General features: G+C 63.4%; 16 protein-coding genes. 6 read left to right on the top strand and 10 right to left on the bottom strand.

What is annotated here, in order from left to right:
- Nucleotides 1-102 precede the first annotated feature (102 nt).
- Nucleotides 103-3,927, bottom strand: coding sequence for a leucine-rich repeat domain-containing protein (locus ACIQYU_RS12700; RefSeq protein ID WP_343584844.1), 3,825 nt, complete (start codon nt 3,925-3,927; stop codon nt 103-105).
- Nucleotides 3,928-4,265: 338 nt separating this feature from the next.
- Between ACIQYU_RS12700 and ACIQYU_RS12695 the strand changes: the two genes are divergently transcribed.
- The 3 genes from ACIQYU_RS12695 (at nt 4,266) to ACIQYU_RS12685 (ending at nt 7,439) form a co-directional block, all read left to right on the top strand.
- Nucleotides 4,266-5,420 carry a hypothetical protein gene (locus tag ACIQYU_RS12695; protein WP_207832558.1) on the top strand — a complete coding sequence of 385 codons (1,155 nt, stop codon included), beginning with the start codon at nt 4,266-4,268 and terminating at the stop codon, nt 5,418-5,420.
- Between the two features lie 73 nt (nt 5,421-5,493).
- A complete protein-coding gene (locus ACIQYU_RS12690) occupies nt 5,494-6,612 on the top strand; it encodes a glycosyltransferase family 61 protein (protein ID WP_207832561.1) in 1,119 nt (372 codons plus the stop codon).
- Nucleotides 6,613-6,656: 44 nt separating this feature from the next.
- Nucleotides 6,657-7,439, top strand: coding sequence for an AraC family transcriptional regulator (locus ACIQYU_RS12685; RefSeq protein WP_063914234.1), 783 nt, complete (start codon nt 6,657-6,659; stop codon nt 7,437-7,439).
- Nucleotides 7,440-7,566: 127 nt separating this feature from the next.
- On the opposite strand, the gene ACIQYU_RS12680 is transcribed toward ACIQYU_RS12685, so the two are convergent.
- Complete coding sequence (locus ACIQYU_RS12680; protein WP_063914233.1) at nt 7,567-8,148, bottom strand: LysE family translocator; 582 nt, start codon at nt 8,146-8,148, stop codon at nt 7,567-7,569.
- 490 nt (nt 8,149-8,638) lie between these two features.
- Between ACIQYU_RS12680 and ACIQYU_RS12675 the strand changes: the two genes are divergently transcribed.
- Nucleotides 8,639-10,210 carry a TerC family protein gene (locus tag ACIQYU_RS12675; RefSeq protein ID WP_233687666.1) on the top strand — a complete coding sequence of 524 codons (1,572 nt, stop codon included), beginning with the start codon at nt 8,639-8,641 and terminating at the stop codon, nt 10,208-10,210.
- On the opposite strand, the gene rarD is transcribed toward ACIQYU_RS12675, so the two are convergent.
- Together rarD and ACIQYU_RS12665 are read right to left on the bottom strand one after the other, a co-directional pair.
- Complete coding sequence (gene rarD, locus ACIQYU_RS12670; RefSeq protein ID WP_207832565.1) at nt 10,173-11,060, bottom strand: EamA family transporter RarD; 888 nt, start codon at nt 11,058-11,060, stop codon at nt 10,173-10,175. The two genes, ACIQYU_RS12675 and rarD, sit on opposite strands and share 38 nt — an antisense overlap.
- Nucleotides 11,061-11,092: 32 nt before the next feature.
- Entirely contained in the window at nt 11,093-12,679 is a 1,587-nt protein-coding gene (locus ACIQYU_RS12665) for an EAL domain-containing protein (RefSeq protein ID WP_207832567.1), read from the bottom strand.
- Nucleotides 12,680-12,977: 298 nt separating this feature from the next.
- Between ACIQYU_RS12665 and hppD the strand changes: the two genes are divergently transcribed.
- On the top strand, nt 12,978-14,054 hold the full coding sequence (gene hppD, locus ACIQYU_RS12660) for a 4-hydroxyphenylpyruvate dioxygenase (protein WP_025339331.1): 1,077 nt from the start codon (nt 12,978-12,980) through the stop codon (nt 14,052-14,054).
- Between the two features lie 22 nt (nt 14,055-14,076).
- Here hppD and ACIQYU_RS12655 read toward each other — a convergent pair whose 3' ends face one another.
- Complete coding sequence (locus ACIQYU_RS12655) at nt 14,077-14,883, bottom strand: CSS-motif domain-containing protein (protein ID WP_207832569.1); 807 nt, start codon at nt 14,881-14,883, stop codon at nt 14,077-14,079.
- 133 nt (nt 14,884-15,016) lie between these two features.
- Nucleotides 15,017-15,703, bottom strand: a complete 687-nt coding sequence (locus ACIQYU_RS12650) for a type 1 glutamine amidotransferase domain-containing protein (protein ID WP_233687667.1) — start codon at nt 15,701-15,703, stop codon at nt 15,017-15,019.
- Nucleotides 15,704-15,874: 171 nt separating this feature from the next.
- Between ACIQYU_RS12650 and ACIQYU_RS12645 the strand changes: the two genes are divergently transcribed.
- Entirely contained in the window at nt 15,875-17,944 is a 2,070-nt protein-coding gene (locus tag ACIQYU_RS12645; RefSeq protein ID WP_402800140.1) for a response regulator, read from the top strand.
- Nucleotides 17,945-17,950: 6 nt separating this feature from the next.
- On the opposite strand, the gene ACIQYU_RS12640 is transcribed toward ACIQYU_RS12645, so the two are convergent.
- From ACIQYU_RS12640 to ACIQYU_RS12625, 4 genes are all read right to left on the bottom strand, one after another.
- Complete coding sequence (locus ACIQYU_RS12640; protein ID WP_402800137.1) at nt 17,951-19,585, bottom strand: response regulator; 1,635 nt, start codon at nt 19,583-19,585, stop codon at nt 17,951-17,953.
- 79 nt (nt 19,586-19,664) lie between these two features.
- Nucleotides 19,665-20,720, bottom strand: coding sequence for a tetratricopeptide repeat protein (locus ACIQYU_RS12635; RefSeq protein WP_207832573.1), 1,056 nt, complete (start codon nt 20,718-20,720; stop codon nt 19,665-19,667).
- A gap of 276 nt (nt 20,721-20,996) precedes the next feature.
- Nucleotides 20,997-22,412 carry an efflux transporter outer membrane subunit gene (locus tag ACIQYU_RS12630; RefSeq protein ID WP_207832574.1) on the bottom strand — a complete coding sequence of 472 codons (1,416 nt, stop codon included), beginning with the start codon at nt 22,410-22,412 and terminating at the stop codon, nt 20,997-20,999.
- Nucleotides 22,409-25,588, bottom strand: coding sequence for an efflux RND transporter permease subunit (locus ACIQYU_RS12625; protein ID WP_207832575.1), 3,180 nt, complete (start codon nt 25,586-25,588; stop codon nt 22,409-22,411). Before ACIQYU_RS12625 ends, ACIQYU_RS12630 begins: the two co-directional genes overlap by 4 nt.
- Nucleotides 25,589-25,600: the final 12 nt, after the last annotated feature.

Raw genomic sequence — 25,600 nt, 5'->3', positions numbered from 1 at the left:
CGCTTCAGCTGCGAGCATGCACCGGCCGCCGGAAAAACACCAGTCTGGCTTAACATCGGTGCAAGTGCCTGCCTGTCGGACAGGCAGGCATCCGGGTCAATGTCAAAGCGGTAGGTTGAACAGGTCGTAGGGTGGGTGCGTCAACCATTGCTGGCGCAGGACGGGGTCTGCGTCGATCAAGGTCAGGCGCCGCCAGAACTCTGTATGGGCAAACCGCGGGTGGGACAGGAACGGTTCAAGTTCGAGCAAGGGCCTGAGGTCGCGGCGGTACTGCAGCGGTAACCGTTGCCACAGGGCCATTTCGGCCTGGCCGGTTCGTTCGAAGAATTCCAGGTAGTCGCCTGCGCACACCAGCAGGTCCACCTGGTGCACGGCGTTGTAGGCCTCGATCTGCGCAAGCACGGGTGCGCCCAGCCAGTCGCTTTCCAGGCGCAGGGCCTCTGCAACGGGCCGTGGCACGTTGAAACCGTCTGGCAGCCGCAGCAGCTGGTTGTCGCCAATGTCCAGGATGAGGGGCTCGAGCACCTGGTCAAGGCCTTGCGGCAATTCGCTGAGCGCACAGTCGTTCAGGAACAGTGTTTTCAGGTAGGCCAGCCCGCGCAGGTCCGGGGCCTGCAGTAGCGGGTTGCCCGACAGGTCCAGGACTGCAAGCCCGGAGCAGCGGTTCAGCGCTTGCTGGGCCCGGGCATCCCAGGTAATGCGGTTGCCTTCCAGGTCCAGCCAGGTGAGGTGCTCAGGCCTGACCAGGCGGGGCACGGCGTCGAACCGGCAGTCGGTCAGCAGCAGGCGCTTGAGGTTGGGGAAACGTTCATAGAATTCGGCCGGCAACTGGCTGAGCGAACGATTGTTGCTGAGTGCCAGGTGCTCCACATGGGTGAAGTCATCCGGCAGGGCCAGGCTGGCCAAGGCCTGGTTGTCCAGTTCCAGGTCGGAAAGGTCCAGGCTGTGCAGGTGGCCACCCCCTTCAAGCGCTACGGTTGACAGCCGCCGCCAGGCGTTGAGGATGGGGCGGATGGCCAGGTGCCGTTGGTGAGGGCGTTGCGGATCGGGCCGGGCCCATTCCTGCAGGTCGCGGCGCAGGGTATCCAGGCGCTGCTGCAGGTCGCGCAGGCGTTGTGTAGGTGAGCGAATGTCGTCGACGTACGGGTTGTCCTCCTCGTTGCCGAGCCAGTTTTCGAACTCCTGGTCGGTGGCGTTCGGGAACAAGCGGCGATAGGCCCCGGCCAGCGAGCCTGCCAGGCGCGGCTGCGGCGGTTCGGGGGCGAGCGGCCGACCGCCGAGCAAGCGGCCCATGGGCTTGCGCAGCAGCGCCCGGTGCCCCCAGAGCCGCTGGGCCAATGTCTCCCTGTGCTTGTCGACCCAACCCAGTACACGCTGGCGTAGCGAGCTGCCATCGGCCGTCGGGATCCCCAGCCTGTCGCGTTGCGAGCGAGACAGTGCCTGCTCTACGGCGCGGCAGAGGTCCGGATCTCGCGGCGCTGGTGCAGGGCGCTCGCCCCGGTCGACCTCATAGCCTTCGGCCGATTTGATCACGCAGCGCAGGGTGGTGGCCTGGTCGCTGCCGACATGCTCCAGCCGAGGGCCATCGGGGCTGGCGCCGTGCAGTTCCAGGCGCAGGTCTGCAGGCCAGTCGGGCATCGCATCCAGTGCGCTGAACAGCAGGCGTTCGCTGTCGCTGCTGGCCCGGGCTGGCTGCAGCAGGCCTTCCAGCGCGCGTACCAGGGGCAGCTCACTGTGCACCTGCTCCAGCGACTGGCGAACCTGTGTGGGCAACTGACCGTGCTGTTGCCACGCGAGCGATTCGGCCTCGCCCAGCGGTGCCAGCAAACGCCTGGCCAGGGCAGGGGAGAGCCGCGGATAGGCGTCGAGCAGCTTCTGCATTGACGGAGTGTTGGCCGCACTGCCGTTGTAGCGTTCCTCGAACTGGCCCGGCGGGGCCTTGTCGGCCAACGCCTCTACCTCAGCCTGTGCCGCCATGCGCTGCAGGGCATCGAGCAACAGCGGCGGCGTTGGCTGGCCTTCCAGGTGCACCCGGCGCAAGCGCGCTGCGTCGATGCCACAGAGTCGGCCGGCCTGCGCCAGCTGTTCTGGCGTGTACGCGGCATAGGCCTCGCCAAGACGGCGCACCAGCTTCGCGAATGGCCACTGGCCGGGCTGTTCATGCTGGCCACGCCAGGCGCCTTGGGCATTGTGCACCAGCGGTGGCTGCCAGGCATCGGGCTTCTCGGGGTGAATGGCCCGCCATTGCTGCAGGTGGTTGTCGAAGCGTTGCTCGAACAATTGGCCGTCCATGCGGATGAAGCGCCGGCCCTCGTACAGGTACTGGCCAAGTGCATTGGGCGGCAGGTTTTCCGGCAGTGTCACGCTACTGCGGTAGGGGGTGAGGTCTTCATTCCATAGCCGGTAGCGTCCGTCGTTACCGCGTATTTGCTGCAGGTTTTCCATCAACGGGCTGTTGAACAGCTTGGGTATCACCTTGCCCGCGGCCACGAAGCCACCGATCACGGCCAGGTTCAGGCCGACCGCCTCCAGGTGGCGCAGCGCCAGGTGGCGGTCGCCTTCATCCCAGGCCTCGTAGCCCTCGAAGGCCTCGCCGAGCAGCTGGCAGGCAGTGACGGCCAGCATCAGGGTGCCTGCACCTGGAATGAAGAACGCGGCGATATTGAGCGCGTCCAGGCCAAGGCTTTCCCATTCCTCCTGGCGCCTGGCCCGCGCGTTGGCATCGGCCGTCGCTGTCGGGACCGCCAGCAGGCTGGCTTCGTGCTTGAGGCGGGCCAGGTGCAGGTCCTGGTAGTGGCCGAAAGGCTCGGCCGTGATGGCCACGCGGGTTGGGCGCAGGTCCGCATGCGCCGCGCGCTGCCAAGGGCGGTCGTAGGCAGTGCTGCCCGTGGCGTCGAGATTTTGTTGCAGCAGGTCGAGAAAGTGCGTGCGTTCGTCCTGCCTGATGTAGGCCGTGAAGGCCTGGCGGGCATCGGGTTCCAGCAGCAAGGTCGCCAGCGTATCGTGTACCGCGTCCAGGTTGTTGCATTGACGCAGGGCCGGGTCATGGCCGGGCAAATACAGCACCAGACCCGCACGGCCGGCATCGATCAGCATGACTTCGTGCAGGTCTGTGCCGAACAGCGCCAGTTGCCAGCACCTCACTGCGCCGCTCTGCAACAGCTGTTCGACCTGATCGCGCGCGTTGCCGTCAAGCAGGTGCCGCAGACAGGCAAGGTCGGCTGCCAGGCGCAGGCGGTCTTTTTGCACCCTGATGGCCAATGCCCGGGTAGCGGGTCGTGCGAAGTGTTCTTCCAGGTGGGCCTGGTAAGCGTTACCCAGGTCCAGGTCACGGCACAGTGTGGCGAAAGCGGCGGGCGCGAGGGGCAGCCGTTCCACCTGATAACGCTCAGACTCCAGCGCAACGCGCGCCACGGGTACTTGCATGCCGAGGGGGAAGGCGCCGTGTACCCGCATCGGCGTGACCTGAATGTTGTCGCTCAGGGCAATGGCACTTTCCGGGGAGAACGCCTCGTCGTCAGCGAAGTTCTGCAGGGCACCCTGTAGCAGGTTGTCACGACGATGGCGGTAGATATAGCGCAGGACGGTCCAGTGCCAGCTGCGCTCCACCCGCAGCAGTTGGGTATTGCGCAGCGGTGCGTGAAAGCCTTGTTCAGCAAGGCGTGCGCGCAGCAATGGCTCGGCAAATTCAGTGATCTGTTTCAGGCCTTTGAGTGAGCAGGCCAAGGCTGCTTGCGCCTGCATCAGCCGCGCCTGACTGGCGTGCACTGCCTGGCGCAGGCCGGGGGCTGCGTTGGCGAACCAGTCCTGCGCCTGCCACGGGGCGACCTGTGTTTGCTTCAACGCGGCCCACTGGTTGGGTGTCGCCTGGCGTGCCCAGTGCGGCAATTGCGCCTGGAGCAAAGATTGATGGGGGTTGGATGGCATCTTGATGCTCCTTCTATGCAAAGAAGGCATCAAACGTTATTTCTCTATAGCCAAGTGGTAATGGGATAGCGCGGATGGGATATACCGATAGAAAAGTGCTTGTTGGGTGAGCCTTTCCTGCAGGAAATTTGACGTCATGAAACTTTGCAAAACTTCCCGGCGCATTCATGAAATGCAATCAAAATGCCACTTGCTAAAGTGTTTGTGCGCACCTTAAATTGTTAGTTGACATGGGGTTACTGGATAATTCCTGAATATCAATAGGATACGTGCTTCTTGCTGAATTGTTGTCCTTTTCCGATAGACCTTGGTACACATCGAAGGACCTCGAAGAAGAAATGAAAGCGACCTTGACGGCAGTGGCGCGAAAACTCATCTCGCCCTCAATACGCTACGAAATGAGACAGCTGGCCAGCAAGGGGCTTGAAGTGATGGCGCGTGCCTGTTTCTGGCGGTGGGAAGTTGCCAGGTTTCGGCTGCAGCAGGAAAGCCCGTACGAAATTTTATATATCGGCCGAAAGCAGCAGCGGGAAATGGCCAAGCTGCTGATTGCCGGCAAGGGCCAGGGCAATGCTGCAGTAATTGACAGCGCAAGCGCGACGATTGCGCCCAACCACGTGGTGGTGGTCAGCGAAATGCCGACGTCGGGGGCATTGTCGGTGCCGCATTACCTGAGCGCCGTGGTGCCGCTCGGGCGCTCGCTGGAGGACATCACGGCGCGCTACGACAGCGAGTTGCGGCGCAGCATCCGCAAGAACCGCCCGTTGTACCAGATGCGCCAGGCCCTCTCGGACGACGAGATCGCCATGGCCGACCGCGACCTGCTGCGCCCCTATGCCAGCGCCAGGCAGGGTATCCATGCCGCGCAGTTTCCCACTGAAGAAGTGTTTCGCATTGCCAGGGGCGTCGGCCGGCTCGACTTGATCACCTTGGGCGATGAAGTGATCGGCTGCCACCTTGGCTGTGAAGTGGTACGCGCGGGCAAGCGTTATTGGAGCACGTTGCGTTTCGGCTATTGCGAGGCGGTGTTTACCGATGCACGGAAGTTGCGTGAGGTGAACTCGATCACCACTTTCATGGCCCTTGAGTGGGCGTTGATGCAGGGCTTCGATTATTACGACATCGGTCTTTGCCTGGCGCGCCCGGATGACGGTTTGTTGAAATGGAAGCGCCGTCGCGGTGGCGATATCGATTCGCTGGGTAACCATGCCTGTCTGTTTGTCCGCTTACCCAGAACCGGCACGGCAAAGTTCCTCTGGGACACGCCGATGTTCGCGCTCGAAGGCGACAAACTCACGCTGCATCTGGGGTTGCCCGAGGGCCCGAGTGACGAGGAAGTTGCCAGCCGCTACCAGGAAATGGTGTTTGGTGGCCTGCACAAGATTTATTTCTATGGTGGCAACGGGGCGGGCGAACCGTTCGTGGAAAGCTTGCGTCGCCGTTACGCCAACCTGCAGTCACCGCCCACCATGGAAAGGGTCATGTGCAACTGAACGGATGCCAGGGAGGCGTTGATCTGGCGCCTCGCGTCAGGCTTTTGACCTTGTCACCAAGGGAGGACGCTTCATGGGAAGCGACATCTCGCAGTTCAGTCCAGCGCCCGCAGACAGGCAGCACACCTGGACCTTGGCCGCCTACCGTTATATGGCGCGCAAACGGCTGGGCGGGAACAGCACCATCGACCTCAAGAGCATCGCGGCCAAGAGCTGGGACATTGCCCCTGGTGAAGTCACGGTCTCGCCCCCGGCCTTTTACCTGCCAGGCCAACTGGAGCGGGTGACGGGCTGGGAAGGCAAGCGTTTCTATCCCTACGTGCACCCTGCACGCACCATGGAGGGCGGTATCAGCACGCTGCAAGGGCCAACCCGCGGTTACCTGATCAAGGAGGTGTGGCTGGTCGACGGGGCCTTGTACAAGGGCAACGCCAGCCACTGGCTGTCGCTGAAGCCGGGCCTCCTGCCGACCATCATGGTGGACAATGAAATCGACCGTGCGGCCATCTATTGCACGCAAAATGGCAATACGTGGTTCGGTACCTGGTTGATGGAGGATTGCCCGACCTATGCGCTGGCCTGTAACGAAGGTATACCGGTAACCACCGCGCCCTCGGCCAGATTCCCGCTGTTTACCCAGGCGCCGGCCTATGAAGACTGGCTGGAGATGAACCCGCTGCGCCTGCGCAGTGCGTTTTTCCGCGAGCTGGTGTTGTTCGATGACCTGGCCAACAACCGCAGTCGGCATTCCCGCTACCGGGCCATGGGCGACAAGTTGCTGTCGCATGTGCTGTATGCCCCACACCCTGGGGTGTTTCTGCTGCGTGGTGGCGATGGTGACCTGCGCCTGTTGCGCAATGAGCTGGCGTTGGCCGAGCACTTGCGCGCCACCCGCGGCTTTCGCATCGTCGACCCGCTGAAGACCGATGTACCAAGTATCGTCGCGGCCTGCGCCGGGGCACGGGTGGTCATTGGTGTAGAGGGTAGCCAGCTGGTGCATGGGGTGAATGTATTGCAGGCCGGCGGTTGCCTGCTGACCTTGCAGCCGCCAAACCGGTTTGTCAGCTACTACAAGTACCTGACGGACCGTGACCTCCAGCATTTCGGCTTTGTGGTCGGGATACCCGAAGGCGATGGTTTCACGATCGATATTGGCGAAGTGGAGCGGACGTTGGACCTGTTTCCGCGATAAGCGTGTAGTATCCGGGCGCATGGCAGCTGCGAGCGGGGTGAGGGATGATCGAGGTATCACGGTTCTGGCGCGACCCGGCGCTGCCCTTCGTCGAAGCCCGGCGGGTAGGGGACGGGCGGCAGGTGTGCTACGCCGCGCATTCCCATGAGAGCTTTTCCATCGGGGTGATCACGGGTGGGCACAGCACCTACCTCAACGGTGACCAGCGTATCAAGGTGGAGGCCGGTACCACGGTGCTGATGAACCCAGGTGTGGTGCATGCCTGCAACCCCATCGCCGGGGAGCCGTGGTCCTACCTGATGTTGTTTGTCGATATGCCTTGGTTGCAGGCGCTGGGGTTTGCCTTGCCGGCCCAGACCTGGAGTAGCTCGCCGGCGTTGTACCGGTGCCTGTTGCAGGCCTTTGCCGACCTGTTCGACGCCAGCGTGCCAGACCGGGAAGCCCGCCTGGCGGCGCTGTTTGGCGCACTGCCGGATTTGCTTGACGGTAATGTTGGCGTGAACGACGAGGGCAACCCGCGGCTGGACGCGGCGGCAGCGTTCATACGCGCCCACCGTAGCGATCCGCTGAGCCTGGACGACATCTGCGCGGCCTGCGGCCTGTCGCGCTCGTACCTGATTCGTGCGTTCCGCCAACGCTTCGGGCTGACGCCGCATGGCTACCTGCTCGATCAGCGCGTGCAACTGGCCAGGGCGCAACTGCGCCTGGGCCGGGCAATTGCCGAGGTTGCACATGAGGCCGGGTTTGCCGACCAGGCGCACCTGCAGCGGGCCTTCAAACAGCACCTGGCGGCGACGCCGGGGCATTACCGCAACGCATTCGGTTGAATTGCCCTGTTGGCCGTCATGGCCCTATCGCCGGCAAGCCAGCTCCCACAGGTACTGCACAGGTCTTGAGGGCAGCGCGGCCGGGGGGGGGCTGGCTTGCCAGCGACAGGCCGGTGTGCAGCCAGCCTTAAATGACCAGGTAAACCGCGCTGCCCACCAGCAAGGCCGCCAAGCCCCGATTCAGCAGGCGCATGTGCCGTGGGTTGCCCAGGTACTGACGAACCACGCTTCCGGCCCACGCCCAGCTGGCCACCGAAATGAAGCAGATCGGCCCGTAGATCCAGGTAAACAGCCACAGCAACTGCTGCTCACCGCCGGTGTAGGCACCCACCCCGGCCACCGCTGCCAGCCATGCCTTGGGGTTGAGCCATTGCATCGCCGCGCCGTGCCAGGCCGAAGGGGCCTGGGTGGGATGTGCGCTGCCGAGCTGCCCGTCGTCGCTGGCCAGCTTCCATGCCATGTACAGCAGGAACGCCACGCCGCCCCAGTGCAACAGCAGGCCCAGCAAAGGCCAGCGCAGCAGCAGTTGATGCAGGCCAAGCCCGACCAGCACCAGCAGCAGGCAGAAGCCCAGCGTGGCACCGGCCACATGCGCAAGGCTGGCACGCAGGCCATGGCGGGCACCGCTGCCCAGCGCGACGATGTTGACCGGGCCGGGGGAGATCGAGGCCGCCAGTGCGAAAGCGGCCATGGACAGGGACAGGCTCATGAGGGTGATCCGTGTGGTTGAGGGGGGCCTCCATGCTCGGGTATCGGCAGCCTGTGGTATTGAAGAAAAGTACCCACTCCGGACCAATGCATTTCCCTGTGGGAGATTGCCCAGCCCTTTGGGCTGCGCTGTCGCACAGATAACTGAATTCGCAAGCGATCCTCGTACTCTGTGGGAGCGGCTTTAGCCGTGAAGAATCCAACGCGGTGCATGGCACCGGCTGCGCCGGTGTTCGCGGCTAAAGCCGCTCCCACAGGGTCCCCGCTAATTCAATGAGTTATGTGCAGTTCTATGAGAGCGTGGCTCCGAGATGTTGTTACAGGTTTTGTAATAGTTTTGCGCTATCAGGGAATGCTGCAGCGCTTGTAGGATCATTCTTCCTATTTGCTATCAAGGTCTATATGAGCACCTTCGCGGAGCCCCCCAGTCCCCGGCCTTTACGGCCTTCCTTCTCCCGTCCACGTGACGCTGCCCTCGTGAGTACCCGCTAATGGAATGGCTAGCCGACCCCACGGCCTGGCTGGGCCTGTTGACGCTGATCGTCCTCGAGCTGGTGCTGGGTATCGACAATCTGGTGTTCATCGCCATTCTTGCCGACAAGCTGCCGCCGCACCAGCGCGACCGCGCGCGGGTCATTGGCCTGAGCCTGGCGTTGATCATGCGCCTGGGCCTGTTGGCCAGTATCTCGTGGATGGTCACCCTGACCGCGCCGTTGTTCGAGGTGTTCGACAAGAGCTTCTCGGGCCGTGACCTGATCATGCTGTTCGGTGGTGTTTTCCTGCTGTTCAAGGCCACCATGGAGCTGCATGAACGCCTGGAAGGCCACGTCGCCCAGGCCAGCGGTGTGGTGCGCCACGCTGCGTTCTGGCCGATTGTCGCGCAGATCGTGGTGCTCGATGCGGTGTTCTCGCTGGACGCGGTGATCACCGCGGTGGGCATGGTCGAGCAGTTGTCGGTGATGATGATCGCGGTAATCTTCTCGATCGGCATCATGATCGTTGCCAGCAAGCCGCTGACCCGCTTCGTCAACGCCCACCCCACGGTGATCATGCTGTGCCTGGGCTTCCTGATGATGATCGGCTTCAGCCTGACCGCCGAAGGCCTGGGCTTCCATATCCCCAAAGGTTACCTGTATGCGGCCATCGGCTTCTCGATCCTGATCGAGCTGTTCAACCAGCTGGCCCGTGCCCGCCGCAAGCGCAGCCTGCAGCAGCACCGACCACTGCGTGAGCGCACCGCGCATGCGGTGCTGCGCCTGCTGGGTGGCCGCCGGGTCGAGGCTGACGAGGTGGGCGAGGAAATCGCCGACCTGGTCGAAGGTGGTGAGGAGCAGGTGTTGTTCGACCGCCGCGAACGGGTAATGATCAGTGGCGTGCTGAACCTGGCCGAGCGGCCGATCCGCACAGTGATGACCGCCCGCGCCGAGGTCGATGTGATCGATCTGGCGCAGCCGGCCGACGCCGTTGCCCAGGCCCTGGCCCATTCGCCGTACTCGCGCCTGCCGTTGATCCGCGATGGCCGCGTGGACGAGCCACTGGGCTTCGTGCACAAGAAGGAACTGCTCAAGGAACTGCTGTCAGGCAGCCAGCCCGACCTGGAGGGCATGGCGCGGGTACCGCTGAACCTGCTGGAGAGCTTCAGTATCCTCAACGCCCTTGAGCAGATGCGAGCCCAGTCGACGCACATCGCCTTCGTCGTCAACGAGTTCGGTGACTTCACCGGCCTGCTGACGATGACCGACATTCTCGAATCGATTGCCGGTGAGCTGCCGGATGCCAGCGAGGTCGAAGGCCCGGGTATCGTCCCGGAAGGTGAAGGTTTTGTGGTCAGCGGTGCGTTGAACCTGAGCCAGGTACAAGCGCGTACCGGCTTCAGCGCCCGCGCCACCGAGGACTACCAGACCCTCGCGGGGCTGGTGATGAGCCTGCTCGACCGCCTGCCCATGGTGGGTGACCGCCTGGCCTGGAATGGCTGGACGCTGACCGTGGAAGCGGTCGAGGAGCGGCGAGTGCGCCAGGTTCGGCTTACACCGAACGGCGGCGTTGACGCAGCAGGTGTTTGAAACCTTCGATCACCAGCACCAGCACCGCGGCCCAGATCGGCAGGTAGGTCAGCCACTGGTCCGGGCCGATGGTTTCGCCCAGCAGCAGCGCCACGCCGACCAGTAGCACCGGTTCGACGTAGCTGAGCAGGCCGAACAGGCTGAACGGCAGCAAGCGGCTGGCCAGCACGTAGGCGATCAGGGCCGATGCACTGATCGCCCCGAGGATCGGGATCAACGCATACAACCCGGGGTGTGCCTGCAGATCGGCAGGAGAAAGCGGGCCTTGGATCACGAAGTACAACGCCCAGGGCAACAGCAGGCACATGTCGCACCACAGGCCACCCAGGTGCTCGGTGCGGCAGCGCTTGCGCAACACGAAGTAGATCGGGTAACCGATCGTCACCACCAGGGTTTCCCAGGCGAAACTGCCATGCTGGTACAGCTCGTGGCCCACGCCCAGCGCAGCGCAGGCCACGGCCACCTTCTGCAGGCGTGACAGGCGCTCGCCATACACCAGCCGCCCGGTCAGGACCATGGCCAGCGGCAGCAGGAAGTAGCCCATCGACACTTCCAGGCTGCGCCCGTGCAGGGGGGCCCAGAGGAACAGCCATAGCTGCACGCCCATCAGCCACGATGTGCCGACCATGCCCAGCAACAGCAGCGGCGTGCGTCTTGCCCGAGCGAGCAGTTCGCCCACCCGTTTCCAGTCTTTCGAGACAAGCATGAACAGGGTCAGGCAGGGCAGCGTCAACAGGGTGCGCCAGCCAAAGATCTCCTCGCCATCGAGCGGCGTGAGCAGAGAGGTATAGAAGTACATCACGGCGAACAGACAGGACGCCATGACCGACGAGAGAATGCCTTTTGACACGAATGCCTCGAATAGGGAATTGAGCGGGTGGATCAGCCGCGCATGATCTCAGGGGGCGCGGCTTGCGGCAACCGCGATGCAGCCGGGCGTGCCGCCAGCGCCTCGAGGAACTGGGCAGCCGGCATGGGCCTGGCGAACAGGTAGCCCTGCTGGAAGTCCACCTCGTGACGGGCCAGGTAATCGCGCTGTGCTTCGGTTTCCACGCCTTCGGCAACGATGCCCAGGCCCAGCTTGGCCGACAGCTCGATGATGGTCTCGAGGATGTGTACCGACAGTGCGTCGGCACCGATCATGGCAACGAAGCTCTGGTCGATCTTCAGGTAGTCGACCTTGAACTGGCGCAGGTAGTTGAGGCTTGACTGACCGGTGCCGAAATCGTCCAGGGCGATCTTCACACCCATGGCGTTGAGCTTCTCGAACAGTTCCAGGGCCACCGGTGTGGCCTCGATCAGCTTGCGCTCGGTCAGCTCCAGGGTGAGCACCACCCGGCCTGGCGGGAAGTGCTGGAGGAACGTGCGGCAGTCGTCCAGCAGGCTGAAGTCGCGGCAGTGGTCGGCAGTGATGTTGATGCCGATATGGAAACCGTCTTCCAGCAGCCCGGCATAGGGTGCAAGGTTCTGCGCGGTGTGCATCATCAGCGCACGGGTCATGGCGACGATCTGGCCACTGTGTTCGGCATAGGGGATGAACAGGTCGGGGCGTACCAGTCCTTCGCGCGGGTGGTTCCAGCGCATCAGTACTTCGGCGCCGGCCCAGCGGTAATCACCCTTGCGCACCACCGGCTGGAAATACGGCAGGAACTCGTCGGCTTCCAGGGCCCGTTGCAGTTCGGCGCGCGGGGAGGTGGCGCGACGAACCTGCCAGCGGCACACCAGGGCGGCCACCGCACCCAGTACCAGCAGCAAGCCGAACAGGGCAGGGTAATGGCTGCGCCACAGCAGCCCCTGCTGGTCGGCGCCATAACCGCCATGCACGCTGAACGGGTAGCGTGTCGAGCCCAGCAGCACATTTGCGCTGGCTGCCGCAGGTGGCACACCTTTGTGCACGATGCCATCCTTGCCCATCCAGGCATCACCCACGCGGATCTGCAGGACTTCATCGGGGCCGATCAGGCGCAGTGCCGTCAGCAGGTGTTCGCCATCCACCGTACTGATCGCGCCGCGGTCGCCGTCGCTGGCCCGATAAACCAGCAGCGGGTGGCCAGGGGTGACCGAGTTGCCGTCCATCAGCCACAGCTTGCCGTCGACGTAGTCGCCGGGGTTGACCGGCTCGTCGAATGCGCCGAACAGCGAGGTGCAATAAAGGGCGTTGTGCCGGAACAGGTTGGTCGAGCGCACGAAGGCGTTGCGCGTGACCTGGGCGCGCAGCATGAGCTGAGCCTCGTCGCACGGGCTGTCGACAAGCGGCAGCAGGGCATTGGCAGCGCTGGACAGGTTGTCGAGAATGCGCTCGACGTGCTCCACCACCTGGCGGGCGGTGGCCTGGCTGCTGGCCTGCATTTCGCGCTCGATCTGCCAGTTCATCACGGCCAGGCCGCACGCCACCGGCAGCACGCCGACGACCCAGGGCAACAGGGTGCGCCAGCCGAGGCCGGCGCGGCGTTTGACGGTAAGGGGCATGCTGACCTGATCTGTAGAAAGGATTACGAGAGGATAGCCGCTTGTCGGAACCCATGAGCAACTAAAACGCGACAAACCATTTTACGCAATGTAGAATCGATTTACGAATACAACAATAAGGTCCTTCGATACCGAAGGATCAAGCCCGCCGAGAATGGGTCCACATGACATACCATGGGTTCAAGCTGATAATAGGTGACTTCCTCGCCCGCAGCGTGCGGGGTATCCCGTGCTCACCACCATTTACGTCCCACATCCCACGCAATCAATAATTTTCGCTGCAGATGAGGACACGAACATGGCTGATATCTTCGACAATCCAATGGGCCTGATGGGCTTCGAATTCATCGAACTGGCTTCGCCGACCCCTGGCGTACTCGAGCCGGTATTCCAGATGCTGGGCTTCACCAAGGTGGCTACCCACCGTTCCAAGGATGTGCACCTGTATCGCCAGGGTGACATCAACCTGATCCTGAACAACGAACCCAAGAGCATCGCCTCGTACTTCGCCGCCGAACACGGCCCGTCGGTATGCGGCATGGCGTTCCGCGTGCGCAACGCCCATGAGGCCTATGCCCGCGCCCTGGAACTGGGCGCCCAGCCGGTGGAAATCGAAACCGGCCCGATGGAGCTGCGCCTGCCGGCGATCAAGGGCATCGGCGGTGCGCCGCTGTACCTGATCGACCGTTTCGAGGAAGGCAGCTCGATCTATGACATCGACTTCAAGTTCATCGAGGGTGTGGACCGCAACCCGGTGGGTGCCGGCCTGAAGATCATCGACCACCTCACCCACAACGTTTATCGCGGGCGCATGTCGTACTGGGCGGGCTTCTACGAGAAGCTGTTCAACTTCCGTGAAATCCGCTACTTCGACATCAAGGGTGAGTACACCGGCCTGACTTCGCGCGCCATGACCGCACCGGATGGCATGATCCGCATCCCGCTGAACGAAGAGTCGTCCAAGGGCTCCGGGCAGATCGAAGAGTTCCTGATGCAGTTCAACGGCGAAGGTATCCAGCACGTCGCCTTCCTGACCGATGACCTGCTCAAGACCTGGGATGCCCTCAAGGGCTTCGGCATGCGCTTCATGACTGCACCGCCGCAAACCTACTACGAGATGCTCGAAGAGCGCCTGCCAGGTCACGGCGAGCCGGTAGACCAGCTGAAAGCGCGCGGCATTCTCCTTGATGGCGCCTCGCAGCCTGACGACAAGCGCCTGCTGCTGCAGATCTTCTCAGAAACACTGCTCGGCCCGGTGTTCTTCGAGTTCATCCAGCGCAAGGGTGATGACGGCTTTGGCGAGGGCAACTTCAAGGCCCTGTTCGAGTCCATCGAGCGCGACCAGGTGCGCCGTGGTGTGCTGAGCACCGACTGATCCCCTTGGAGTACCGCCGCCGTCATGCATGGTTGGCGGCGGTACCACGCCGGTTGACCCGCGCCCTGAACAGGGTCAGATAGACAATCGAGCCTGTCACGATCCCCACCAGCATCAGCGAAGGCATGATTTGCAGCATCGACTGGCGGGCTTCCCGAGCGGTATAGCCTTGGGCGTAGCCACCCTTGACCTGATATCCATATTTGGCCGAATGCGCGCTTGCAGTGAACTCGGACTGAGAGGGACGTTGCCTGTCGCGGCTGTCTCCGTGGCTCCAGATGTACCGGTCGCCAAACGCCAGCAGCAGCGTCAAGCCATCCTGAAAAGCGTCCAGCTCGTTGCGCAGTTGCATGGCATAGGCGGTCACTATGACACCGTTGTCCTTGCCACCCAGGTAAAAGTTGACCAGCAATTTATTGGCCACTGACCCTGGGCCGTAGGCCAGTTCGACCTGGCGGCCGGACAGGGCAAAGGCCGACAACTCAGCCAGTGAATCCGAGGTGGTGCTGCAGTAGGCCTGGTCGTCCTTGAGCAGGGACAGCGAACGCACCATGGAGCGGCTGGCCACCTGGTCCCGCAACGTGCCGATGACGTCATTGCAAGGTTTGCCCGCAAGGGGCAGGGCCTGAAGAGCGGTTTCGTGCATGCGGTCCAGCGCTTGATCAACGCTGAAAACTGCCTCCTGGACCGAAATGTTCGCGTTTTCCGCGAGTTTCGTTTCCAGTTGGAACACCATCACCAGCAACCCTGAAACCACGGGCACCAGGCCCAAGGCGATGAGCAGCAGCAGTTCCAGCAAGCTGCGCCCGGCGTGCATGATTTTCGACATAGGCCAATTGCTCTCCGGTCCGAAACTGTTCGTGGTGAACAGTTGAACCCTGAGCCTATGTATTCAATGACCGGCCGGCTGTAGGCCGGGTGCAGTGCGCGTTATGGGAAATCCGAAAGCCCGGCGTAGGCCGCTAGCGGCCCTTGAGTTTCGCGAGCACTTTCTCGGCCAGCAATTCTGTGGAGGCAGGGTTCTGCCCGGTGATCAGCCGACCATCGGCAACCACATACGGCTGCCACGGGTCATCATGCTTGCTGTAGTTACCGCCGCGGGCGCCCAGCTCGTTTTCCGTCAGGAAAGGGACCACCTTGTCCAGTTCCACCAGCTTTTCCTCGGTATTGGAGAAACCGGTCACCTGACGGTCCTTCAGCAACAGGCTGTTATCGCTGAGCTTGATGTTCAGCAGGCCGACAACACCATGGCAGACCGCAGCGACAATGCCCTTGTTCTCGTAGACCCGGCGTGCCAGCTCTTGCAGCGGCTGATTGTCGGCAAAGTCATACATTACCCCGTGCCCGCCGGTGTAGTAGATGACGCTGTATTCTTCGGCTTTCACCTGGCCAGGGCTCAAGGTGTTGCCCAGGCGGCTCATGAAGCGCTTGTCGTCATACCACTGCCAGTCCAGGTCGGGGGCCATTTGCAGGCTGTGCGGGTCGACGGGTACGTAGCCGCCCTGCGGGCTGACATAATCGACCGTGTAGCCGGCATTTTCGACTTTTTCGACAAAGTGCACGGCTTCCCCCAGCCACAACCCGGTAGCCCGCTTGAGGGTCGGATACTTGGCTGTATTGGTCAGCACCACCAGCATTTTCTTGCTCATGACCACGCTCCCGTCGGCAACCTGAATGGGCCGTTGCTCCCTGGCCCGAGGGAAAACCTAATGAGCATAGCTGTCAGGTGCGAGTACGCCATTATTGCGTGGCGTGTGTTGTGCTAACGTGAACGGCATCCACGGGCGCGCCCGTGCGCTTTCCTGAACCCTGCTGGAGTCATGATAGTGGTCGCAAACGGTACGCCGCGCGAGCCTGCGCCGCAGGTTATCCTGCAAGCGCCTGTGTTGGCGCCGGACATGATGGCCGAGCGGATTGCACGCTTCGACTGGGGGCGCACATCGCTCGGGCCATTGCCGCGCTGGCCGGCCTCGTTGCGCATTGCCGTCGACATGATGCACTTGTCACCGTTCCCGTGTGCTGTGGTCTGGGGGCCGGACCTTAGCGTGGTCCACAACGATGCCTACCGGGCGTTGCGGCCGGTTGCCCTGGATGCATTGGGCCTGGCCTTCGATGCGCTGTGGAGCGATGTATGGCCGGCGATGGGGCCTTGGGTATTCAAGGCGCTTGAAGGGCACTCGAGTTTTGTCGAGGACCCACCACTGCGTATTGCCTGCGGCGAAGGCATGGACCCGTTTTGGTGTGCGTTCGGTTATGCGCCGCTTCGTGATGAGCTGGGCAGCGTGGCGGGCTTTCTGCACACGGTGATCGAGACCACCGCGAGCATTGAGGCTTACCACCATTGGCGCGAGCAGGCGCAAGGCTTCGAGCGACAGATCGAACAGCATGTGGCCGAGCGCGAGCAGTTCTGGCAGTTGTCGCGTGATGCGATGATGACGGTTACTCCCGAGCTGAAGGTGCATGCCGCTAACCCCGCCTGGTACCGCATTCTGGGTTGGGCCGAGGAGCAGGTACGGGACGTTCCGGTACTGGAACTGGTGCATCCGGCGGATCGCGCCGAAGTACAGGTGGCCGTGTCCGGGTTCCTGCAGTACAGCAACACCGAGCAGTTGGAGACCCGCCTGCGTCATCGCGATGGCCATTACCACTGGTTTCGCTGGAGCGCGCGCTTCGATGGCACCCTGCTGACTGCGGTTGGCCGGGACATCACCGAGGACCGTGAAGAGGCTGCTCGTCAATCCGAAGCCCTGATGCGCAACAACGAACGCCTGGAGGTGGTTGGCCAGTTGGCCGGCGGCGTGGGCCATGAAATGAACAACTTGCTGTCCGGTATCGGTGGCAGCCTCGAATTGCTGCAACGGCGCCTGCAGGAAGGGCGACTGGAGCGGGTAGAGGCCTATGTCGCGGTGGCACGTGACTCGGTGCAGCGCGCCATGGAGCTGACCCATCGCTTGCTGGCGTTTTCTCGTCATCAGCCTTTGGCTCCCAAACCGCTGGACTTCAACCGGCAATTGCGGCTGAGCGAACCCCTGTTGCTGCGTACGCTGGGCGCCGAAATGCGTTTGCACTGGCAGCTGGATGTTACGCCGTGGGCGGTGAACCTCGATGTTTCCCAGCTTGAAAATGCCTTGATCAATCTTTGCGCCAATGCCCGTGAAGCGTGCCTGGAACGTGGCAATGTCACGCTGCGTACCGTCAACAAGCGGTTGAAAACGTGTTTTCCGGATGAGGACGGCCTGCCGCCAGGCGACTACGTTGCCTTGCAGGTGGAGGATGATGGCCATGGCATGTCGGCGGTAGACATTGCCAGGGCCTTTGAGCCGTTCTTTACCACCAAGCCCATCGGGCGTGGCTCAGGGCTTGGCTTGTCGATGGTGTATGGCTTCGTCGGCCAGTCGGGGGGGTACGCCTGGATCGAGTCGGCGCCAAACCAGGGCACCAAGGTTTCCATGCTTTTTCCAAGGTGGCATGACCCGGTACCCGAGGCGCCCGCGCTGGCGCCGCGCTCGCACCGCATGGCCGGGGGGGAACGCCTGTTGCTGGTCGATGACGAGCTCGGTTTGCGTGCGGTGATGCGCGAGTACCTGACCGAGCGTGGTTTCGAAGTCACTGAGGCGGGCGACGCCAATAGTGCGCTGGAGCGCTTCCGCCATGGCGGCCCGTTCGATCTGGTGATCACCGACATCGGCTTGCCGGGTGGTTTCAGTGGTCGCCAGGTGGCCAAGGCCATGCGCATGCAGCTGCCGCAGCAGAAGATCCTGTTCATCACCGGTTACGCGGATCAGCCGATCGAAGCGCAGTTGCTCGAACAGCAGGGCACGGCATTGATGAACAAGCCGTTCTCGCTGGCAGACCTTGCCGACCAGGCGTTACGCATGCTTGAGGCGTAATACGTTTCAGGGCTTGCCCAGAATGTGGGTCACCTGCGCCTGCAGTTGCTTGAGTTCGAAGGGCTTGCAAATCAGGTGCATGCCCGCCTCCAGGAAGCCCTTGCGGGCCATTGCCGTTTCCGCGTAACCGGTAATGAACAGCACCGGCAAGCGGGGGCGCAGGCTGCGGGCAATCTTGGCCAACTGGCGGCCATTCATGCCGGGCAAGCCGACATCGCTAACCAGCAAATCCACCGGTTGTGTCGAGCGCAGCACCTTCAGGCCCTCGTTGGCGTCGGCGGCACTGTGGCAGGCGAGGCCATCCTCGCGCAGGGCCTGGCACAGCAATTGGCGGACATGCGGGTCGTCCTCGACCACCAGCACGTGATGGCCCCGGCTACCTTCCACGGGCTGTGCGGGTTGCGTGGGTTGCACGGGTTTGCCCGGTGGCTGGGCCTTGCCGGCGTGGCGTGGAAGGTACAGGTCCACCCGGGTACCTTGGCCGATCTGGCTGTGCAAGGTGACATGGCCGTGGGACTGCTTGCTGAAGCCGTACACCATCGACAGGCCCAGGCCGATGCCCTGGCCAATCGCCTTGGTGCTGAAGAACGGCTCGAAGGCATGCTCCAGCGTGCTTTGCGCCATGCCTTGGCCGTCATCGATGATGCGCAGGTGCACATAGTCACCGGCGCACAGGGCGCCACCGGCAAATTGCCCGGTGCCGATGTGCTGGTTAGTGGCCTCGATGCGCAGCTGGCCGCCATTGGGCATGGCTTCGCAGGCATTGAGCAGCACGTTGTCGAGGGCTTCCTGCAACTGCTGGGCATCGGCTTCGACAGACCACAGGCCCTTGGCGATGTGCACCTGCAGGGTCACGGCCGGGCTCAGGCAGGCCTTCAGGCGCTTTGCCTGAAGCAGGCCGTGCAGATCGACCTGCTGGCTGTGCAGCGATTGCCGGGAAGAGAAGGCCAGCAGGCGGTGGGTCAGGTGGGTGGCGCGTGACACCGCCTCTCGGCCCATGCGCAGCACGGTGTCCAGGCCATCGCTGCGGCCCTGGCGCAGGCGCCGGTCGATCAGCTCGAAGCTGCCGCCAATGCTGGTGAGCAGGTTGTTGAAGTCATGGGCGACCCCCCCGGCCAGTTGGCCGATGGCTTCCATCTTGCGTGTCTGGTGGCGGGCGAACTCGCTGCGCTCGTGGTCTTCGCCCGCAGGCGCGGTCTGGGCGTCCAGGCGTTGCTGCAGGTCAAGCAACTGGTCGCGCGCCAGGTACTGCCGGCGCCGGTTGCGCAGGGCTGACTGGGCCATGTGCAGCAGTTGGGCGTTTTCGAACGGGGCAACCAGCAGTACCAGGTTGCCCACCGGATGGTTGGTCGAGCCCATGGCCGCTTGCTTGCCCTGGCTGAGCAGCACGATGGGCAGGTCCGACCAGCTCGGTTGCTGGTCGATGAATGCCTGCAGCAATGCGCTTGGGCCCTGGTTGAACACTTGCTCGTCAATGATCGCCAGGCCTGCGCCTTCGGCCAGGCAGGCTTGCAGGTTGGCCAGGTCGATCGCGCACAGGCTGTCGATGCCGGCGCAAGCGAGCAGGCGAGCAGTATCCGCGGCTAAAGGCGGGGGCGCCAGGATCAACACGCGTTCGTCCAGCGCCAACGAACTGGCCAAAACGATTCTCCTGCAAGGTGGTCTGATATCCACTGGACCTTGGGCGCAGTCCCAGGGTTCAACAAATTTCGGGCGTTGCCTACAGGCCCTGTTGCAGCACGGGATCGTCCGGGTTCTGCCGCTCCAGCTCGGCCAGTAGCACCTGCACGTTCTGCAACTGGCCGGTTTCCTTCCAGTACTGGATCAGCAATACCCGTGCCCGGCGATTGGCCGGCTGGCGGCTTAGCACGGTTTCCAGTTGCTTTTGCGCGGCGTCGAGTTGTTCCAGTTCATGCAGGGTGACTGCCAGTGTATAGCGGTAGTCGGTGTTGTCCGGGTCCAGCTCGACGGCACGGGACAGGGCCAGCAAGGCGTATTCGCGCTGTTCGTGGCGGATCAGCCAGAGCCCCAGTTCGTACTGCAGAAAGGCTGAATCGGGGCTCAGCGCCAAGGCTTTGCCCAGCACCTGGCGCGAAGCGTCGTGATGACCCTGGCGCTCAAGCAGGCGTACCTGGGTAGCCAATGCGTCGAGGTTGCCGGGGGCGACGGCCAGCGCTCGTTGCAGGGCGTTGGCGGCTTGGGTGAAGTCGTTTTCGTGCAGGTACAGGCGCGCCAGGTGCACCTGGGCGTCGGCATCCTCGGGTTGTTGCTCCAGGGCCTGCTGGTATTGCTCCAAGGCAACCTGTAGCGGGCCGAAATACAGGCCTATGTCATCGGGGGCAAGGCCGAGCAGGGCATCTACCGCGGCAAAGCGTACGCTTTGCTCGTCGTCGTCCAGCAGCGGGCCGAGTACCAGGCTGCGCTGCGCTGCCGGCAGCAGGCGTCGGATACCGGCAATGGCAGCACGGCGCACCAGCGGGTCGGCATGCTCCAGGTCCTGACGGGCGAGTTTCAATGCCTGCGGCGAGGGGTAGTTGGGCAACTCGGCGTACAGCGCCGCGCGGCGGATGGCGGGCAAGTCGGTGCGTTGCAACTGTTGGTACAGCACCCGGGCGGCACCGGGCTGGCCGTCATGGGCCTGACGCAGGGCCTTGGCGTAGCTGTGTGCAGGCAGGGTTGGCGGTGCTGACGGGGCGTCGCGCCACAGGTAGCCGAACAGGGCCGATACCAGGATCAACAGCAGCAGGGCGATCAGGTAGCGGTTGCGTCTGGGCATCGGATGATCCGTGGCGGCGGGAAGGGCAGAGCTTGGGCTAGCTGGGGGGTAAATGCAACCGAGTGAGGGTTGCGTGGCGCCTGCCTCGGGTTTTGCGGTGGGGCATAAATCGAGCGCCGCCCGCGCGGCGCACGGTCTCACAGGCAATGAAAATATTGTGGCGAACACCCACCCCGAAACACACTTCCAAAAACATAAAAAAGCCCCGCGGACCAAGGCCTGCGGGGCAAACGGTTGGGGGAGGAGCCAACCAAAGGAGTCGTTGAAACGGGGGTATCAGTGCGCGCTGGCGACAGTCTCCGGTTGCCAGCCGCCACCCAGGGCCTTGTAGATCGAGACGATGCCGCGGTACAGCTCGACCTCACCCTGGGCTTGCGCATCTTCAGCGCTCAGCCGCTCACGCTCGGCATCGAGCAGCACCAGGTAGTCCACCGTGCCCTCGCGATAGCGAATCGAGGCCAGTTCCGCCGCCTTGCGGCTGGCGTCGCTCTGGCGCATCAACGACAACAGCCGCTGCTGGGTCTTGTCGTAATCGCTGAAGGCGTTGGCCGATTCTTCCAGGGCCAGCAATACCTGCTGTTCATAGTTGGCCAGCGCCCCTTCGGCATCGGCCTTGGCACCGCGCAGGCGGGCGCGCACGCTGCCCAGGTCGAAGGCGGCCCAGGTGATGCTTGGGCCCAGCGCCCAGGCATTGGCTGCCGAGGAGCCTATCTGCGAGCCGCGGGCGGCAGTAAAGCCAAGGAAGCCGCTGAGGCTGACACGGGGGAACAGGTCGGCGGTGGCCACGCCAACATTGGCGGTGGCGGCTGCCAGCTGGCGTTCGGCGCTGCGGATGTCCGGGCGGCGCCGCAGCAGTTCACCCGGGTCACCCACCGGCAACGCCTTGGCAATCGCCGGCAGGGCTTTGGGCGACAGGTCGACGCCAAGTGCATCCGGGCGCTGACCGAGCAGGGTGGCGATGCGGTGCCGCGCGCGTGCCTGTTCCGCCTGCAATTGCGGTACGGTGGCTTCAACACCGGCCAGGCGCGCATCGGCACGCACCACATCGAGATCGTTGCCCACGCCGGCATCGCGCAGGGTTTCGGTGATGGCCCGCGATTCTTGCTGGGTCTTGAGGTTGGCCAGGGCGATCTTCTCGCGTAACTGCGCGCCGCGCAGCTGGCCATAGGCATCGACCAGCTCGGCGATCAGGCTGACCTGCAACTGCTGCAGGTCGGCCGCTGCCACCGCTTCCTGGGCTTCGCTGGCTTCGATCTGGCGCTGGATGCGGCCAAACAGGTCAAGCTCCCAGGCCATGTCCAGGCCCAGGTCGTAGCGCTCGCTGTTCACCCGTTGCGTGGTCTGGCCGGGGATCTGGCCCTTGCCGATGTCGCTGCTGGCGCGGCTGGTGACCACCGGGAACTGATCGTTCTCGGCGTCTTCACGGATCGAACGGGCCGATTTCAGGCGGGCGAAGGCCACGCGCAGGTCCCGGTTGCCGTCCAGCGAAGCCTGCACCAGCTGGTTCAGCACCGGGTCGTCGAACTGCCTCCACCACAGGCTTTCGAAGCGGCTACGGTCGTAGGCCTTGGCCTGTACATCGCTGGCCAGCTGCGCGGGCTCGGTGGCCGGCGCCTGGTAGTCCGGGCCTACCGCGCAGGCCGCCAGGGCCAACGCCAGCAGGCTCGGGGTCAAGGGTTTGAGCAGGTTCATGCATGGTTCTCCAGCACTTGAACGTGTTCGGCCTTGCGGGCCTGGCGACGCTCGACGAAACGGCGAATCAGGAAGAAGAACACCGGGGTCAGGAACAGGCCGAACACGGTCACGCCGATCATCCCCGAGAACACCGCCACACCCATGGCATGGCGCATTTCCGAGCCTGCGCCGGAGCTGAACACCAACGGAACCACACCCATGATGAAGGCGATCGAGGTCATCAGGATCGGCCGCAGGCGCAGGCGGCAGGCTTCCAGTACCGCAGCCAGCGGGTCGAGCCCCTTGGCCTGTTCGTCCTTGGCGAACTCGACGATCAGGATGGCGTTCTTGCACGCCAGGCCTACCAGTACGATCAGGCCGATCTGGGTGAAGATGTTGTTGTCACCACCCGACACGATCACCCCGGTGATGGCCGACAGCAGGGTCATCGGCACGATCAGGATCACCGCCAGCGGCAGGCTCCAGCTTTCGTACTGGGCAGCAAGCACCAGGAAGGCCAGCAGCACGCACAGCGGGAACACGAACAGCGCGGTGTTGCCCGAGAGGATCTGCTGGTAGGTCAGGTCGGTCCACTCGAAGGTCATGCCGTTGGGCAGTTCCTCTTTCAGCAGCTTCTCGATTGCAGCTTCCGCCTGGCCGGAGCTGTAGCCCGGTGCCGCGGCGCCGTTGATCTCGGCGGTGATGAAGCCGTTGTAGTGCATCACCCGGTCCGGCCCGGAGGTGTCGCTGACCTTGAGGAAGGTCGCCAGCGGGATCATCTCGCCAAGGTTGTTGCGCACCTTCAGCTGGCCGATCTGCTCGGCATCGAGGCGGAACTGCTGCTCGGCCTGGACGTTGACCTGGTAGGTGCGGCCAAAGCGGTTGAAGTCGTTGGTGTACAGCGAGCCCAGGTAGACCTGCAGGGTGTCGAAGATGTCGGTGATCGCCACGCCATGGGTCTTGGCCTTTTCCCGGTCGATGGCGGCATCGACCTGCGGCACGTTGACCTGGTAGCTGGTGAACAGGCCCGCCAGCTCCGGCACGTTGTGGCTCTTGGCGATGATGTTCTGGGTTTCCTTGTACAGCGCTTCGTAGCCCAGGTTGCCGCGGTCTTCGATCTGCAGGCGGAAGCCGCCGATGGTGCCCAGGCCTTGTACCGGCGGGGGCGGGAAGATCGCGATGTAGGCGTCCTGGATGTCGGCGAACTGGGCATTCAGTGCAGCTGCGATGGCCGCCGCCGACTGGCTCGGGTCCTTGCGCTCGTCGAACGGCTTGAGCGGGGTGAACACGATGCCGCTGTTGGGGCTGTTGGTGAAACCGTTGATCGACAGGCCAGGGAAGGCTACCGAGTCGGCCACACCAGGCTGCTTCAGGGCGATTTCGCTCATGCGCTTGATCACCGCTTCGGTGCGGTCGAGGCTGGCCGCGTCAGGCAGCTGGGCGAACGCCACCAGGTACTGCTTGTCCTGGGCCGGTACGAAACCGGTCGGGGTGGACGAGAAGCCCAGGTAGGTCAGGCCCATCAGGCCGGCATACACGAACAGGGCGATGCCGCTGGAGCGGATGACCCGGCGCACGCCACCGACGTAACGGTTGGAGGCGCGGTCGAAGAAGCGGTTGAACGGGGCGAACAGCCAGCTGCCCAGCAGTTTTTCCAGGAACCGCGAGAAACGGTCTTTCGGCGCGTGGTGGTCCTTCAACAGTACGGCAGCCAGGGCTGGCGACAGGGTCAGGGAGTTGAACGCCGAGATGACCGTGGAAATGGCGATGGTCAGGGCGAACTGCTTGTAGAACTGCCCGGTCAGGCCGGAAATGAACGCAGCAGGCACGAACACGGCGCACAGCACCAGGGCGGTGGCGATGATCGGCCCGGTTACTTCGCCCATGGCCTTTTGCGTGGCTTCCAGCGGTTTCAGGCCCAGGCCGATGTTGCGCTCGACGTTTTCCACCACGACGATCGCGTCGTCCACCACGATACCGATGGCCAGGACCAGGCCGAACAATGACAGCGCGTTGAGCGAGAAGCCGAACAGGTGCATCACGGCAAAGGTACCGATCAGCGATACCGGTACGGCCATCAGCGGGATGATCGAGGCGCGCCAGGTCTGCAGGAACAGGATGACCACCAGCACGACCAGCACCAGCGCTTCGAACAGGGTGTGCACCACGGCCTCGATGGAGCCACGGACGAACACGGTCGGGTCATAGACGATGCTGTAGTCCATGCCCTCGGGGAAGTCCTTCTTCAGCTCGGCCATTTTCGCCCGTACTTCGTCGGAGATCTCGATGGCGTTGGAGCCTGGGCGCTGGAAGATCGGAATGGCCACTGCCGGCTGGTTGTTCAGCAGCGAACGCAGGGCGTACTGGCTGGAGCCTAGCTCGACCCGGGCGATGTCCTTGAGGCGGGTGATTTCGCCATCGGCACCGGCGCGGATGATGATGTTCTCGAACTCTTCCTCATTGACCAGGCGGCCCTGGGTGTTGATCGACAGCTGGAAGCTGGTCGAGCCCGGGGCGGGCGGGGCGCCCAGCTGGCCAGCCGCCACCTGGCGGTTCTGCTCGCGGATGGCAGCTACCACATCACTGGCGGTGAGGTTGCGCGAAGCGGTCTTGTTCGGGTCCAGCCATACACGCAGCGAGTAGTCGCCCATGCCGAACAACTGCACATCACCCACGCCGCCCAGGCGCGCCAGCTCGTCCTTGATGTTGAGGATGGCGTAGTTGGACAGATAGAGCATGTCGTAGCGGTTGTCCGGTGAGGTCAGGTGCACGACCATGGTCAGGTCGGGCGAGGCCTTGTCGACGGTGATACCGATGCGGGTCACTTCCTCGGGCAGCTTGGGCTGGGTCCGGGTGACGCGGTTCTGCACCTGCACCTGGGCGTTGTCCAGGTCGGTACCCAGGGCGAAGGTGATGGTCAGGGTCAGCTTGCCGTCAGCGGTGGACTGGGAGGACATGTACAGCATGTTCTCCACACCGGTGATGGCCTGTTCCAGCGGCGCGGCGACGGTTTCGCCGATGACCTTGGGGTTGGCGCCGGGGAAGTTGGCGCGCACCACCACGGTGGGCGGCACCACTTCGGGGTATTCGCTGATCGGCAGCTGGAACAGCGAGATCGAACCCGCGATCAGCAGCACCAGCGACAGCACCGCGGCGAAGATCGGCCGGGTAATGAAGAATTTCGAGAAGTTCATCGGTGTGGTCCC

The sequence above is a fragment of the Pseudomonas sp. NPDC096925 genome, assembly GCF_044762545.1.
In the GTDB taxonomy this organism is placed as follows: Bacteria; Pseudomonadota; Gammaproteobacteria; order Pseudomonadales; family Pseudomonadaceae; genus Aquipseudomonas.
The sequence above is the reverse complement of the archived record's forward strand: the minus strand, read 5'-3'. Positions and strand labels throughout refer to the sequence as shown.

What these genes read in the sequence shown, in the direction of transcription:
- ACIQYU_RS12625 (WP_207832575.1), bottom strand. Translation starts at nt 25,588, where the DNA reads ATGAACTTCTCGAAATTCTTCATTACCCGGCCGATCTTCGCCGCGGTG.
- ACIQYU_RS12645 (WP_402800140.1), top strand. Translation starts at nt 15,875, where the DNA reads ATGATAGTGGTCGCAAACGGTACGCCGCGCGAGCCTGCGCCGCAGGTT.
- ACIQYU_RS12655 (WP_207832569.1), bottom strand. Translation starts at nt 14,883, where the DNA reads ATGTCGAAAATCATGCACGCCGGGCGCAGCTTGCTGGAACTGCTGCTG.
- ACIQYU_RS12690 (WP_207832561.1), top strand. Translation starts at nt 5,494, where the DNA reads ATGGGAAGCGACATCTCGCAGTTCAGTCCAGCGCCCGCAGACAGGCAG.
- ACIQYU_RS12680 (WP_063914233.1), bottom strand. Translation starts at nt 8,148, where the DNA reads ATGAGCCTGTCCCTGTCCATGGCCGCTTTCGCACTGGCGGCCTCGATC.
- ACIQYU_RS12635 (WP_207832573.1), bottom strand. Translation starts at nt 20,720, where the DNA reads ATGCCCAGACGCAACCGCTACCTGATCGCCCTGCTGCTGTTGATCCTG.
- ACIQYU_RS12700 (WP_343584844.1), bottom strand. Translation starts at nt 3,927, where the DNA reads ATGCCATCCAACCCCCATCAATCTTTGCTCCAGGCGCAATTGCCGCAC.
- ACIQYU_RS12695 (WP_207832558.1), top strand. Translation starts at nt 4,266, where the DNA reads ATGAAAGCGACCTTGACGGCAGTGGCGCGAAAACTCATCTCGCCCTCA.
- hppD (WP_025339331.1), top strand. Translation starts at nt 12,978, where the DNA reads ATGGCTGATATCTTCGACAATCCAATGGGCCTGATGGGCTTCGAATTC.
- ACIQYU_RS12650 (WP_233687667.1), bottom strand. Translation starts at nt 15,703, where the DNA reads ATGAGCAAGAAAATGCTGGTGGTGCTGACCAATACAGCCAAGTATCCG.
- ACIQYU_RS12675 (WP_233687666.1), top strand. Translation starts at nt 8,639, where the DNA reads ATGGAATGGCTAGCCGACCCCACGGCCTGGCTGGGCCTGTTGACGCTG.
- ACIQYU_RS12665 (WP_207832567.1), bottom strand. Translation starts at nt 12,679, where the DNA reads ATGCCCCTTACCGTCAAACGCCGCGCCGGCCTCGGCTGGCGCACCCTG.
- ACIQYU_RS12630 (WP_207832574.1), bottom strand. Translation starts at nt 22,412, where the DNA reads ATGAACCTGCTCAAACCCTTGACCCCGAGCCTGCTGGCGTTGGCCCTG.
- ACIQYU_RS12685 (WP_063914234.1), top strand. Translation starts at nt 6,657, where the DNA reads ATGATCGAGGTATCACGGTTCTGGCGCGACCCGGCGCTGCCCTTCGTC.